The sequence below is a fragment of the Microbacterium sp. B35-04 genome (genome assembly GCF_010634885.1).
In the GTDB taxonomy this organism is placed as follows: Bacteria; Actinomycetota; Actinomycetes; order Actinomycetales; family Microbacteriaceae; genus Microbacterium.
The window spans coordinates 1-14,291 of record NZ_MWLP01000032.1; the positions used below are offsets into that span (position 1 = coordinate 1).

A 14,291-nucleotide genomic window follows, 5' to 3' on the forward strand; every position below is an offset into this window, starting at 1 on the left:
GCGCGATCGTCGACGTCGACCCGTTCACGGCGGGTGCCGAGTCGCTGCTCACGGCCCGCGTCGTGCGCACCGTCGTCGCGGGAGAGATCGCCTACGACGCCGGCGGGCTCTGAAGCTATCCGGTTGCCGGCGGGTGCGCGGCGAGCCACTCGCCGGCCACCCGCTTCGTGACCTTCAGCAGCCACGCGTCGGTGATCACCTCGCGCAGGTGCTCGAGATCGATCGCGTCGAGACGCACGAGGACGGCCGGGTAGCCGTCGAAGTGCGGGATCGTGAAGAACACGTCGGGGAAGCTCTCGAGCAGCGCCTCCTTCACCTGCTGGCCGTCGGTGCGCACCCCGATGACGTCGCCCGGCGGCCAGTCGCGACCCAGGGCGGCGAGCTGTTCCAGGTCGCGGCCGCTCGGTCCGCGCTGCCACGCGAACGGGCCTCCGGTGGTGCGCCAGCTCGCGCCGCCGCGGTGCCCGTCGACGCGCTCGACCGCTCCGGGGAACCCGAGAGCGATGGCGCGGACGTCATCGAGAGTCGCCATGCCTCCATCCTGGGACGGAACGTCGTCTCAGGCGAGTCCCGCGCGCTGTCGTCCGGTTCACGGAGGACGGTAGGGTACGGAAGAACAGGTCTACCGAGACGCGCCCCCACGCGCCTCGGACGGAGGGGACTGGCCACATGGCACGATCCGATCGCTCACGCCCACGTCTGCGCCGATGGGTCGCCGGTCTCACCGCGACCCTGCTCGCGGCCACCGGAACCGTCATGGCAGGAGCAGTCGATCCGCAGCCCGCGGCAGCCGCCTACCCCGAGTCGGTCAACCCCTTCGCGATCGCCGGTGGCTTCACGGTCTACGCGCGGGAGGATGCGCTCCTGCAGAACCAGGAGACCGAGGGCAGCATCGCCGTCGGCGGCACCGCGACCGTCGCTCCCAGCGCGAGCCAGTACACGATCATCCACGTGTCCGCCGGCACCGGCGACTACGACCTGCCCACGGTCGACGGCGACCCCACGCGCTTCCTCGTCGGGCAGTACAGCACCGCGAGCACCGGCATCCTGGCGATCACGAGTGCCGGAACGAGCGAACCGTCACTGCACGGCGACCTCAAGATGGTGCAGCGCGACGGCGGATGGCAGGCGTTCCCCCGGGCCGACTGGCTGCGGCTGAACCAGAACCCGGCCAACCCGGATCAGACGCCGCTCATCGACGCGACGCATCAGCAGTACCCGGAGGATGCCGCGCCCCCGGCAGGCGCGACCGGCAACGGCAGCATCTACACCGCGAACACCTCCGCCACCGCCGTGGCCGACTACGTCGAGGCGAACCGCGATGCCTCGTGGGAAGAGGCCAGCAGCTGCTTCGACGACATCGCGGATCCCGGCACCGGCATCGGCTATCCGGTCGAGGTGTCTGAGGATCTCGGCGACCGCGTCGTCCTCGCGCCCCTGAGCCCGGACCAGCCGAACATCGTCGACTACGCCGACATCGCCGGCACGGCGCTGATCCAGTTCTCACCCGGCCCGACGCCGGGCGTGTCGAACCCGCTCGTCATCCGCGTGCCGGCCGGCACGACCGACGTCGTGGGCGCCCGCGCCGACCCGCAGGGCGTTCACTCGCCGTACATGGTCTGGGATCTGTCGCAGCTGACCGGCGACGTGACCGTGACCGCGGCCCAGGGACGCATCGACGGCTCGATCTACGCGCCCGACGCCTCCGTCACCGTGAACGCCGCCCCGCTCGACGGCCAGGTGATCGGTCAGAACGTCATCCTGCAGGGCGGGGAGGTGCACTCGTTCCTCTTCTCGGGCGAGATCCCCTGCGCCGCCGACAGCGGCACCTTCGCGGTCCGCAAGGAGCTGTCCGGCATCGACGAGGCCGACCTTCCCACCGGCACCACCTTCACCGTCAACTACCGCGCCGTCGACCCCGACGGCAACGCCTCCGTGGGGACTCTCGAGGTGCCGGCCGACGGCACCCCCGTCGCCGTCGGCGACCAGTTCCCGATCGGCACCGTCGTGACCTTCGCCGAGATCGAGCCCGAGAGCATCCCCGGCTGGGAGTGGGGCGACGCGACCATCACCCCGAATCCGCTCACGATCGGCACCGGCACCGCCGACGTGGTCGTGACCAACACCGCCACGCAGCTCACCGGCACCTTCAGCATCGTGAAGCTGATCGACGACCTGTCGGGCGGCGCTCCGGGGCCCCCGTCGCAGGCTTTCGTCCCCGTGGGGTGGACCGCATGGTCCGGCGGCGCGCAGATCGCCGAGGGCACTCTGGACGTGCCGTTCGACGGCACCGTCGTCGACGTCGGGCAGCAGTTCCCGCTCGGCACCCGCATCGTCCTCAGCGAAGACCTCGACGGCATCGCTCCCCCCGACGGCTACGAGTGGAGCCACATCGGCTGGGACCCGGGCCGCACCTTCGTCATCGAAGACACCGGCACCGTCGCCGTCGAGCTGACGAACGCCGTGACACCCGTCGAGGCCGAACGGACGATCACCATCGTGAAGGGCGTCGCCGGGGCGGCCGCCGATCCCGCCTACGGGTACGCGGTGAGCTACAACACCGACCCGCCGGGCACCCGCACCACCATGGACGTCCCCCTCGGTGAACCCCAGCTCATCGACGACGTCGAGGCCGGTGCCGACACCCTCGAACTCGCCGAGCTCGTGCCGACCCTGAACGGCAGCCCCACCGACCCCGCGGATTGGGTGCTCCCGGTCATCGACGTCACCGTCGACGGCGCCACGACGCAGTACCGGCCGGCGAACTTCGAGGGCGGCGGACCGCTCGAGACGGCGATCGTCGACATCCCCCTGCCGGACGCCGGAGACATCGCGATCACGGTGACGAACGCGCTGCGCGAAGGCACGTTCACGCTTTCGAAGGAGTTCGTCAACCTGCCCGCCGACGTTCCGGTCGACGATCTCGAGTTCACCGTCGAGTGGACGGCGACCCTGCCCACAGGCGAGGTGGAGGAGGGCGTCGTACGCCTTCCCGGCGACGGCACGGCGGTCAGCCCTCTCGATGAGACCGGCGCACCGCTCACCTTCCCGTACGGCACCGTGGTCACGTTCTCGGAGCATCCCGCTCCGGCGCTGCGCCACGTCACCTGGCAGGGCACATCGTTCGACCCGGCGCAGCTGGTGATCGGCGAAGGCGGTGAGGCCGTCGTGCACTCGACGCTCACCAACGACGCATCGCTCCTGCGGGGCACGTTCCTCGTCCGGAAGGACCTCGCCGGCATCGACGCAGACCAGCTGCTCGTCGACTCGTTCATGGTCGACTACGTCGCCCACTTGCCCGGACAGATGCCCACGGCCGGGCGATTCGTGCTCCCTGCCGACGGCACGCCGGCCGGCCCGGTCGACGATGAGGGACAGCCCATCCAGTTCCAGATCGGCACCGTGGTGAACCTGCTCGAGGAGGAGCCCGATGCCGCGGCTCTGCCGCCGGGCTACGAGTGGAGCGAGACGACGTGGAGCCCTTCGAACTTCGTGGAGATCGGCTTGGGTGAGACGCCGATTCTGGAGGTCACCAACTCGGTGGTCGGATTGACCCGCTTCGCGGTCACGAAGGTCATCGCCGGCGACGGGGCATCGGCTCTGCCGGCGGGCACCACCATTCCCCTGGACTGGTGGCGGGACGGCGAGCCCCAGCCGCGCGTCGATCTCGAACCGAACGTTCCGGTGTACTCGGAGTACTTCCCGGTCGGCACGATTCTCGAGGTCTCGGAGGGTGACCTCCCGGTGATCCCCGGCGTCGACTGGGGCGCTGCCTCGTGGACCGTCGACGGCGAGACGCTCACACCCGAATCCAACGGGCGCATCCTGCTGCCGATGTCGATCTCGCGGGATCCGCAGCTCGCCGAGCTGACGCTGACCAACACCGCGAACACGCGCCCGCTTCCGGCGACCGGCGGTGGCGGCATCTCACCACTGGTGCCGCTCGGCGCTGTCGTGCTGATCGCTCTCGGCGGGCTGCTCGCGACACGGCGCAGCCAGCGGGTCTGATTCCGGATGCCGCGGCCGGCGCGCGTCGTCGGCCGTGGCATCCGTCCCTTCTGGTTCGGCGCTGTGAGTCGGCCGAGTCCTCAGGGAGTGTCGAGGAAGACGCCGATCCGGTCGCCGTCGCGCACGAACTGCAGTGCGCTGCCTTCGGGGAAGCTCGAGCGCAGCTCCTCCGGCGTATTGCTGTCGACAGGCAACTCGATCGTTGCCGGGAAGTCGCCGACCCCGCAGCCCGTGTGCACGGCTCCGCTCATCGACCAGTTGGCGGTGTCGGCGTCCGCCGCCGGCAGTTCTTCGGTCGGCACGATCACGAAGCAGTCCGTCCCGCCGGACGCCGTGAAGCCGTCGGCCGTCTCGAAGAGCGTCATGCCGTAGAACTCGAACGCCATCGAACTCGGCCCGGCACCGAACCACCCCGGGGGAAGATCGACCATCGGCACAGGCTCGAGAGTGGCGATCTGTTCGGCGCCGCTCGAGACCGAGACCGGAGCGATCCAGGTCAGCACATAGGTCGCCGACGCCGCCAGCGCGGCGGCCGCGACGACCGACACCGCCCACGTGAGCCGCATCATCGGCGACACTCCCGTTGCGCGTCCCTCTCGACCCCGGCGAACAACGGCCGATTCCAGCGCACCGAAGACGTCCGTCGAGGTCGACGTCTGGACCGCATCACTCTGCGTTTCGGGTTCCCGAGCTCGTTCCGCCTGTAATGGGGATGCGGGAGGTGCGGGCTTCGTGGGCGGCTTTGCGACGTCGGCCGCCGCGGCGGGCTGTTCCGCATCCGGTGACCTGAGCGGCTTCCGGCCGGCTTCGAGTTCATGCAGGCGTCGCACGGCCGCCGGATCCTGGTGGATGTCGGCCGAGGGGCCGTACGCGCGTGCCCGGAGTGCGCGCAGTTCGTCGAGGGTGGCGGTGTCCATCACCTGCATAGTGGCATGCGCGGTACGTCACCGTCATCCGCCGAAGCGCGACAATCGCGCAGGCGCGGGGGCGCCTCAGTCGTCCGCCGGCTGCTCAGGGCTCTCGGGGGCGGGCGGGAGCGGCGTTCGCGGCCGCCACACGACGATCTCGGTCGCCCGACGCACCCGGGTGCCGTGCCGGAGGGTCACGACGTTTCCGGTGGCACCGGCGGCGAAGACGCGGGCGCCCGGACGTCTCTCGAGTTCGGCCCGCATGCGGTCCTCGAGGTCGCGCACGCGCTCGTGCAGCTGCTGTACCCGGTTCTCGAGCTCGAGGATGCGCACGATGGCGGGCAGCCCGATGCCGTCGGCAGACATCCGCGCGACTTCGCGCAGCTGCTCGACGTGCCGCAGTGAGTACCGGCGCGAACCGCCCTGCGTGCGGGCCGGCACGACCAGGCCCAGCCGGTCGTACTGACGGAGGGTCTGCGGGTGCATGCCCGACAGCTCGGCGGCGACGGCGATCGCGAAGATCGGGGCATCCGCGTCGATGTCGTGCGATTCAGGCATGTCGCACCTCCTTCTCACACACCCGGTCGTTGAGCGAGCGAGGAACGTGGTCGTTGAGCGAGCTTGCGAGTCGAAACGCAGAGACGAAACGCCCCGGACCGGCGGGCGACGTCGGCACGACGCGTTTCGACTCGCTTCGCTCGCTCAACGACCGACTTCGTCATGATTTCAGCCCTGCGCCTTGCTCATGAGATCGGCGCGCGGGTTCTCCTTCGGCTCGAGGCTGTGAAAGCGCTCGAGCGCCTCGCGCGCGGCGTCGTCGAGGTGCGACGGCACCGCCACCTGCACCTCGGCGAGGAGGTCGCCGGTGCCCTTGCTCGTCTCGACCCCGCGGCCCTTGACGCGCAGCACGCGACCGGACGGCGTTCCCGGCGCAACCCGCAGCCGGACCGGGTCGCCGCCGAGCGTCGGCACCTCGATGGTGGCGCCCAGCGCGGCCTCGGTGAACGTCACCGGCACCGTGACGCGCAGGTTGAGCCCGTCGCGGGTGAACACCGGGTGCGGACGCACCGCGACCTGCACGACGATGTCGCCACTCTCGCCGCCGTCGACCGAGGGACGCCCGCGGCCGCGCAGCCGGATCTTCTGCCCGTCCGAGACGCCGGCGGGGATCTTCACCTTGAACGGCTTGCCGTCCTCGCCCTGCAGCGTGATGGTCTCGCCCCTGGTCGCGGTGACGAAGTCGATCGTCGTGCGCGCCGTGACATCGGAACCCCGGGTGGGGCCGCCGTAGCCGCGGAAGCCGCCCGTAGACTGCCCGAACCGGCCCGAGCCGAAGCCCGCGCCCTGCTGCTGGTTGAACATCGCGAAGATGTCTTCGAAGTCCTCGGCGTTCTGGTACCGGGCTCCCCGACCCTGGTTGAACATCGAGAAGACGTCTTCGAAGCCGCCGGCGCCGCCCTGGCCGCCCGCGGTGAAGCGTGCGCCCGAGCCCATCGCGCGGATCTGGTCGTACTCCTTGCGCTGCTCCGCGTCGGAGAGCACCGAGTACGCCTCGCTGACCTCCTTGAACTTCGCCTCTGCCGCGGCGTCACCCTGATTGGAGTCGGGGTGGTACTTGCGGGCGAGCTTGCGGTACGTCTTCTTGAGGTCAGCCTCGCTGACGTCCTTCGAGACGCCGAGCACCGAGTAGAAGTCTTTGTCGAACCAGTCCTGACTGGCCATGGGTGCTCCTTCGGCTAGTCGGCAGGAACCGCGACGACGACCTTCGCCGGACGCAGCTCCACCGAGCCGAGGCGGTAGCCGATCTCGACGACCTCGAGGATCGTCGCGTCGGTCGCGCCGGGCGTCGGCACCTGGAAGATCGCCTCGTGATGCTGCGGATCGAACGCCTCTCCGGCGGCGCCGTAGGTCGAGAGACCCATGCGCTCGGCGACACCGCGAAGCTTCTCGGCGATCGCGGCGAACGGCGAGCCCTCTTCGAGGTCGCCGTGCTTGTCAGCCCGGTCGAGATCGTCGAGTACGGGCAGCAGCCCCTTGGCGACCGCGCCCTGCGCGCGCTCGATCTCGACCTCGCGCTGCTCCTCGGTGCGGCGGCGATAGTTGGCGTACTCCGCCTGCAGCCGCTTGAGGTCGTTCAGCAGCGCCGACTCGAGGTCGGCCAGCACGGCGTCCTCCGCCGCGGCGTCGGCGTTCTGCGCCGAGCCGAGGATGTCGTCCACCGTCAGCTCGTCGCCCTCGTCCTGGGCGTCTCCGTCCTGCGGGACGGGGCCGGAGGCCTGCGCCTCCGACCCCTCCTCGGCAGGACGGACCTCTTCCTCGTCGCCGGCTCCTGAGCCGGCCGTGGGGTCGTGGTCCTTGTCTGCCATGGCTACTTCTTCTCTTCGTCTTCGTCGATGACCTCGGCGTCGACGACATCCTCGTCGGCGCTCGTGGCGCCCTGGGCGTCACCGGCCTCAGGACCTGCGGAAGCATCCGGAGCCGTCTGCGCAGCCTGACCGGCGGCGTAGATGGCCTCGCCCAGCTTGCCCTGGCTCTGGTTGAGCTTGTCGAACGCGGTCTTCACGGCCTCGTCGTCGTCGCCGGCGAGCGCGGTCTTGAGCGCGTCGACGTCGCCCTGGACCTCGGTCTTGACGTCTTCGGGAAGCTTGTCGTCGTTCTCCTTGATGAGCTTCTCGATCGAGTACGACAGGGTCTCGGCCTGGTTGCGCACCTCGGCGGCCTCGCGGCGCTTCTTGTCTTCGGCCGCGTGCTCCTCGGCCTCGCGCACCATGCGCTCGATGTCGTCCTTCGGCAGCGACGAGCCGCCGGTGATCGTCATCGACTGCTCCTTGCCGGTGCCCTTGTCCTTGGCGGACACGTGGACGATGCCGTTGGCGTCGATGTCGAAGGTGACCTCGACCTGCGGGATGCCGCGCGGGGCCGGCGCGATGCCGGTCAGCTCGAACGTGCCCAGCGGCTTGTTGTCGCGGGTGAACTCGCGCTCGCCCTGGAAGACCTGGATCGCGACCGACGGCTGGTTGTCGTCGGCGGTCGTGAAGGTCTCGCTGCGCTTGGTCGGGATGGCGGTGTTGCGCTCGATGAGCTTCGTCATGATGCCGCCCTTGGTCTCGATGCCGAGGCTCAGGGGGGTGACGTCGATGAGGAGGACGTCCTTGCGCTCGCCCTTGAGGACGCCGGCCTGGAGAGCAGCGCCCACGGCGACGACCTCATCCGGGTTGACGCCCTTGTTGGGCTCCTTGCCTGCCTCGCGCTGGACGAGCTCTGAGACCGCGGGCATGCGAGTCGAGCCGCCGACGAGCACGACGTGGTCGATGTCGGCGACCTTGATGCCGGCCTCGCGGATCACGTCTTCGAACGGCTTCTTGGTGCGGTCGAGCAGGTCCTTGGTGAGGTCCTCGAACTTGGCGCGCGTGATGGTCTCGCTCAGCGACACGGGGCCCGAGTCGGTCAGCGACAGGTACGGCAGGTTGACGCTCGTCGAGGTGGACGACGAGAGCTCCTTCTTCGCCTGCTCCGCGGCCTCCTTGAGGCGCTGCAGCGCGATCTTGTCGCCCGAGACGTCGACACCGGTGGTGTCCTTGAACTGCTTGATGAAGTAGTCGACGAGGCGCTGGTCCCAGTCGTCGCCGCCGAGGCGGTTGTCACCGGCGGTCGAGCGCACCTGGATCGTCGAGAAGTCGTCGTCCTTGCCCACCTCGAGCAGCGAGACGTCGAACGTTCCGCCACCCAGGTCGAAGACGAGGATGAGCTCGTCCTCCTTGCCCTTGTCGAGGCCGTACGCCAGAGCGGCGGCGGTGGGCTCGTTGATGATGCGCAGGACGTTGAGGCCCGAGATCTCGCCGGCCTCCTTGGTGGCCTGACGCTCGGCGTCGTTGAAGTACGCGGGGACGGTGATGACGGCATCCGTCACCGTGTCGCCCAGGTACTGCTCGGCGTCGCGCTTGAGCTTCTGGAGGATGCGCGCCGAGATCTCCTGCGGAGTCCACTTCTTGCCGTCGACCTCGAAGCTCCAGTCGGTGCCCATGTGGCGCTTGACCGACGAGACGGTGCGGTCGACGTTGGTGACGGCCTGGCGCTTGGCGGTCTCACCGACGAGCACCTCGCCGTCCTTCGTGAATGCGACGACCGAAGGGGTCGTGCGGAAGCCCTCGGCGTTCGCGATGACCTTGGGCTCGCCGCCCTCGAGGACGCTCACGACCGAGTTGGTCGTACCGAGGTCGATTCCAACAGCACGTGCCATGTGTATCTCTCCTTCATGTGGACGCAGAACGGATGCCGGCGCCCGGGGTTGATGGGAAGTCTGCTCGCGGCTCCACCTGAGGTTGAGTCGCGATGGCTCAACCATACGCCCGGGGTGCGGCATCCGTCAAATCAAACTTGACACGATGCGGCTCAAGTTCTGATCAGGATGCCGCAGCCCTGCGTGCAGATGCACGCCGGGCCTGCACCGTGCCCGACCAGGCCGCGAACCAGGCGGCTTCGGGCAGTCGCGCCAGCAGGGGCCCTGCCACCATGGTGATGAGCACGTACGCGGTGGCCAGTGCCGCGAGCGATCGGTCGACACCGGCGCCGACCGCGAGCCCTGCGATGACGATCGAGAACTCGCCCCGCGGGGTCAGGGCGAAGCCGGCACGCCACCGGCCCGCCTCGGCGATCCCGGCCGAGCGTGCCGCCAGGTAACCCGTGAGCACCTTCGCCGCCATCGTGATGACCGCGAGCACGACGGCGGGAACGATCATCGGCACGAGGTCGGCCGGATGGGTCGACAGCCCGAAGAAGAGGAAGAACACCGACGCGAACAGGTCGCGAAGCGGGGTGAGCAGGCGATGCGCGTGAGCGGCGACCGGCCCGGAGATCGCGATGCCGACCATGAAGGCGCCCACCGCCGCCGACACGCTCGCCTGCGCGGCCAGCCCCGACACCACCAGAGTGAGCCCCAGCACCGAGAGCAGCAGCACCTCGCCGTTGCGCGACCACACGAGCTTCGAGACGAGATGGCCGTGCCGCAGCGCGACGTACAGGATGAGCACGACCGCAGCCAGCGCCAGGACGACCGTCAAGATGGCGGCGCCGGGATCGAGCCCGATCAGCACGGCGGTGAGGATCGGCAGGTAGAAGGCCATCGCGAGATCTTCGATGACTAGGATCGACAGCACCACCGGCGTCTCGCGGTTGGCCAGGCGCCCGAGGTCCTGCAGCATCTTGGCGACGACCCCGGACGACGAGACCCAGGTGATGCCGGCGAGCGCGAGCGCGCTGACCGGGCCCCAGCCCAGGACAAGAGCGGCGAGTGCGCCCGGCGCGGCGCCCAGCACCATGTCGAGGAGGCCTGCACGTCGCGACCGGCGCAGGTTGCCGACGAGCTCGTCGGCGGTGTACTCGAGCCCGAGCATGAGCAGCAGCAGGATGACGCCGATCTCCGCGCCGACCTCGATGAACTCCTCCCCCGAACGAAACGGCAGCAGGCCGCCCTCACCGAACGCCAGCCCCGCCAGCAGGATCAGGGGGATCGGGGTGATGCCCAGTCGTCCGGCCAGTCGCCCGATCAGGGCGATACCCAGCAGCAGCGCGCCGATCTCGATGAGAACGAGCGCGCCGTCGTCCACGTCAGACCCCGTCGACGATGCGCGCCAGGTGCTCGAGCCCTTCGCTGGTCCCCACCACCACGAGGGTGTCGCCCACTCTCAGCACGTCGGCCGGACCCGGTGCCGGCAGCACGCCGCCCGCACGGACGATCGCCACGATCGAGCAGCGGGTGAGCGTGCGGGCCCGCGTGTCGCCGAGCGGTCGCCCGGCGTACGGACTGTCGGCGCGCAACGTGATCTTGCCGGTGGACAGGCCGTCGACCTGCTCGCGGAGCCCCGCCAGCTGCGTCAAGATGACCGAGCCGCCGAGCACCTCCGACAGCGCTGTGGCCTCTTCATCGGTGAGAGCGACGGTCTGTGCCGTACGGTCCGGATCGCCCGTGTCGGCGACCGCCAGCTGGCGACCGCCGTCGCGGAAAGTGATGATCGACAGCCGCCGCCCGGCGGCGGTCTCGAGATCGTGCCGGATGCCGATCCCCGGCAGTTCAGCGCGCTCCACATGCACGGACATGCCCCCATCTTGGCACCGCCGTGGCGCGGCGGTCAGGGCCTGTCCGAACTGCTTCCTCGCCCGCGCGGTCGGGCTGCGCCCGTCATCCGAGCATCGTCCCCTCCGCTGCCGCGTTCGGCATGGGGTCGGGCAGGCGCCGCATGCGGAATGCGTTCAGCGCGCCCAGCAGCGCGGCGAAGATCGGGATCAGCAGCGCGACCTGAAGCGCGATGTGGCGTGCCTCGGTGTTGATGCGGACGACCTCGTCGGCCGTCGCCGGGGGCTCGTCCGCGAGCAGCTCCTCGAGGCCGGTGTTCGACATCAGCTGCGCGTCGTCTTCGAGAACGGTCGAGACCTGCTGCTGCTCTTCCGCGGTGAGCACCGTGCTCGCATCGGAGAGCGCGGTGAACGACGTCGCGAGAGTGGCGAGCATGATCGCGCCGGCGAACGCGAGACCGAACGAGAGCCCGAACGATCCCGCCGCGGAGTTGACGCCGGCGGCCTCGCTGACCCGCTCGTCGGAGATGGGCGACAGGGTGTAGTTGTTGAGCTGCGAGACGAGCAGACCCAGCCCCGATCCGGCGATGATGAGCGGAACCGCGAGGTACCAGCCCGAGTCGGCGATCGGGACGAGGGGCACGATCGCGACGAGGCCGACGAGGGCGAGCGCGAAGCCGACCAGGATGAGGTTCGCCGGGCGCCCTTTGCCTCGCCTGCCGGCCCAGATCGCCACCACGAACATGCTGAGCGACAGCGGCGCGATCGACAGGCCCGCCTGCAGCGCGTTGTACTCGAGCACCATCTGCAGGTAGAGCGGCAGCACGATCATCGTGCCGCCGAGCGCGATCTGCTGGAGGAGCTGCCCGCTCACCCCCGTGCGGAACGGCTTCGACGAGAAGAGCGCCGGGTCGAGCAGCACCGGCTTGCCCCGCTTCTTGCGGGCGTTGAGCCACCACGCGAGCCCGCCGAGCGCGACGATGCCGAGGCCGATCAGGAGTCCGACATAGCCGCCGCCCTCCTGCCAGACGAGGATACCGAGCACGACGCCGCCCATACCGATGACCGACAGCCCGGCACCGACGAGGTCGATGGAGCGGTCTCCGTGGTACTTCACGTCCTTCACGAGACCGAGGCCCAGGAGCACGACGAGGATGATGACGGCCTCGAGTGCGAACGCGACCCGATACGACCAGAACGTCGTGATGAACCCGCCGAGCAGCGGACCGACCGCCGCCGCGATGGCGGCGGACGCTCCCACGAGCGCATAGACGCGCTTCTGGTGCTCCCCGACGAAGTTGCCGTGGATGAGCGACTGCATCGACGGCAGCAGGAGGGATGCGCCGATACCGCCGATCACCGCCCAGAAGATGATGACGGCGGTCAGGCTCTGCGCGAAGGTCATCGCCACCGCACCGACGGCGTAGCCGAGGAGGCCCAGGGTGTAGGCGAGCTTCCGGCCGATGAGGTCGCCCGTCTTGCCGCCGAGCAGGATGAAGGCGGCCGAGACAAGGGCTTCGAGCGCGATCGCACCCTGCACGCCGCTGGCGGTCGTGCCGAGTTCCGTCACCACCGCCGAGATCGAGACGTTCATGATCGAGGTGTCCACCACGAGCACGAACATCGCCATGGCGAGCAGGATGGCGAGGCGTCCGTTGAAGGCCGGCGCGGGCGTGGTTTCCCCTGTCATGGAGGAAGCAAACCATCCGGCGGCCCTCGAGCGCTACGGTGAGTCCGCACCCGCCGTTCACCGAAGGGCCTTACCGTGACCGACATGAGCTCCCCCGCCCCCGGATCGGACGAGCCCGGCGCTCCCGTCCAGCCCACCGGCGCGGGCACTCCCCCGGAGCACGTTCTCTCGACCGCGGCGCTCAACACCGAACGGCTCGACGACACCCCGGTCCCTCGTCGACAGGTGTTCGCGTGGGCGCTGTGGGACTGGGCGACTCAGCCCTTCAACTCGGTCATCCTCACGTTCGTCTTCGTGTCGCTCTACCTGGTGTCGGATGCCTTCCTCCCCGCCGGGGTCGCCGAGCAGAACGCCGACGGCGACATGGTGTGCTCCCGTGCCGCGGATGCGGCGACGGAGTACTGCGGCGGCCTCTCGGATCTCGCGGAGTGGTACGGCTGGGTCACCTTCGCCGCCGGCATCCTGATCCTGCTGCTGGCGCCCGTGCTCGGCCAGCGCGCCGACGCGGCCGGCACCAAGAAGCGCTGGGTGGTCGGTGCGACCGCGGTGCTCGCCCTCCTGCAGTTCGCTCTCTTCTTCGTCTACGCCGAGCCCCAGTTCTTCTGGCTCGGCGCCGTCCTCGTCGCACTCGGCTCTGTCGCCTCCGAGATCGCCGGGGTCAACTACAACGCGATGCTCGTGCAGGTGTCGACCCCGAAGACGATCGGCCGCGTCAGCGGTCTCGGCTGGGGCCTCGGGTACATCGGCGGCATCCTGGCCCTCGCCGTCGTGGTCGTCCTCAACACCTTCGACTGGTTCGGGCTCGACGTGTCGGACGGTCTGGCCTATCGCCTCATCGCCATCGGCGCCGCGGTGTGGACAGTGCTGTTCGCACTCCCTTTCGTCTTCCTGGTGCCCGAGTCCCCCGCGAGCCCCGACCGCAGCCGTGTCGGGTTCTTCCAGAGCTACGCGGTGCTCGTGCACGACATCGTCGCGCTCTTCCGCGAGCATCGGCCCACGTTCTGGTTCCTCATCGCGAGCGCCGTGTATCGCGACGGGCTGGCTGGCGTCTTCGCCTTCGGCGGCGTGCTGGCGGCCGTGTCGTTCGGGTTCAGCGCGACCGAGGTCATCGCGTTCGGCATCGCGCTCAACCTCGTCGCGGGCGTGTCGACGATCATCGCGGGGCGCCTGGACGATCGGTTCGGCGCGCGGGCGATCATCATCACGGCGCTCAGCATCCTCATCGTGAGCGCCCTATTCGTCTTCTTCTTCCGCGAGGGCGGCAAGCCGGTGTTCTGGGTGGGCGGCATCATCCTCTCGGCCGCCGTCGGCCCCGCGCAGGCGTCCAGCCGATCGCTCCTGGCGCGTGTCACCCCGACCGGCATGCAGGGCGAGGTGTTCGGCCTCTACGCGACCACGGGGCGCGTGATGAGCTTCCTCTCCCCCCTGCTCTGGTCGGTGCTGATCGGCGTATTCGGCGCCACCCACTACGGCATCCTCGGCATCGTGATCGTGCTCCTGGTGGGGCTGCTCCTCCTGCTGCCGGTGAAGCTGCGGCCCGCCGACATCTCTGACGCGCGCGCCGGCACCTCCGGCCGCCGTGCCGGCACCTCCGGCTGAGCGGGCGTGAGGGG

The 14,291-nt window shown here is 69.6% G+C and carries 11 protein-coding genes; 2 read left to right on the forward strand and 9 right to left on the reverse strand.

All coding sequences use genetic code 11. The features are described 5' to 3' along the window. Window positions 1-115: 115 nt before the first annotated feature. Window positions 116-532, reverse strand: coding sequence for an MmcQ/YjbR family DNA-binding protein (locus tag B1729_RS08905; RefSeq protein ID WP_163632170.1), 417 nt, complete (start codon window positions 530-532; stop codon window positions 116-118). A 137-nt stretch (window positions 533-669) separates the two neighbouring features. Between B1729_RS08905 and B1729_RS08910 the strand changes: the two genes are divergently transcribed. Next, window positions 670-4,008, forward strand: coding sequence for a DUF5979 domain-containing protein (locus tag B1729_RS08910; RefSeq protein WP_163632173.1), 3,339 nt, complete (start codon window positions 670-672; stop codon window positions 4,006-4,008). A gap of 80 nt (window positions 4,009-4,088) precedes the next feature. Here B1729_RS08910 and B1729_RS08915 read toward each other — a convergent pair whose 3' ends face one another. The 8 genes from B1729_RS08915 to B1729_RS08950 all read right to left on the reverse strand — a co-directional run bounded on the left by B1729_RS08915 (window position 4,089) and on the right by B1729_RS08950 (window position 12,678). Next, window positions 4,089-4,925: a hypothetical protein gene (locus B1729_RS08915; RefSeq protein WP_163632176.1), complete on the reverse strand. Its 837-nt coding sequence runs from the start codon at window positions 4,923-4,925 to the stop codon at window positions 4,089-4,091. Between the two features lie 75 nt (window positions 4,926-5,000). Continuing rightward, complete coding sequence (locus B1729_RS08920) at window positions 5,001-5,474, reverse strand: MerR family transcriptional regulator (RefSeq protein ID WP_163615841.1); 474 nt, start codon at window positions 5,472-5,474, stop codon at window positions 5,001-5,003. A gap of 168 nt (window positions 5,475-5,642) precedes the next feature. Continuing rightward, entirely contained in the window at window positions 5,643-6,638 is a 996-nt protein-coding gene (locus B1729_RS08925) for a DnaJ C-terminal domain-containing protein (protein WP_163615840.1), read from the reverse strand. A 14-nt stretch (window positions 6,639-6,652) separates the two neighbouring features. Next, window positions 6,653-7,282 (reverse strand): nucleotide exchange factor GrpE, encoded by a 630-nt coding sequence (locus tag B1729_RS08930; RefSeq protein WP_163615839.1) that lies wholly within the window; start codon window positions 7,280-7,282, stop codon window positions 6,653-6,655. A gap of 2 nt (window positions 7,283-7,284) precedes the next feature. Next, the gene (dnaK, locus tag B1729_RS08935; protein WP_163615838.1) at window positions 7,285-9,156 is read right to left on the reverse strand and encodes a molecular chaperone DnaK; all 1,872 of its coding nucleotides are present in this window, start codon (window positions 9,154-9,156) and stop codon (window positions 7,285-7,287) included. A gap of 163 nt (window positions 9,157-9,319) precedes the next feature. After that, a complete protein-coding gene (locus tag B1729_RS08940) occupies window positions 9,320-10,522 on the reverse strand; it encodes a cation:proton antiporter (RefSeq protein ID WP_163615837.1) in 1,203 nt (400 codons plus the stop codon). 1 nt (window position 10,523) lies between these two features. Then, complete coding sequence (locus tag B1729_RS08945; protein ID WP_163615836.1) at window positions 10,524-11,012, reverse strand: TrkA C-terminal domain-containing protein; 489 nt, start codon at window positions 11,010-11,012, stop codon at window positions 10,524-10,526. Window positions 11,013-11,094: 82 nt separating this feature from the next. Continuing rightward, complete coding sequence (locus tag B1729_RS08950; protein ID WP_163615835.1) at window positions 11,095-12,678, reverse strand: MFS transporter; 1,584 nt, start codon at window positions 12,676-12,678, stop codon at window positions 11,095-11,097. A gap of 84 nt (window positions 12,679-12,762) precedes the next feature. Between B1729_RS08950 and B1729_RS08955 the strand changes: the two genes are divergently transcribed. Continuing rightward, a complete protein-coding gene (locus tag B1729_RS08955; protein WP_163632179.1) occupies window positions 12,763-14,277 on the forward strand; it encodes an MFS transporter in 1,515 nt (504 codons plus the stop codon). Window positions 14,278-14,291 lie beyond the last annotated feature (14 nt).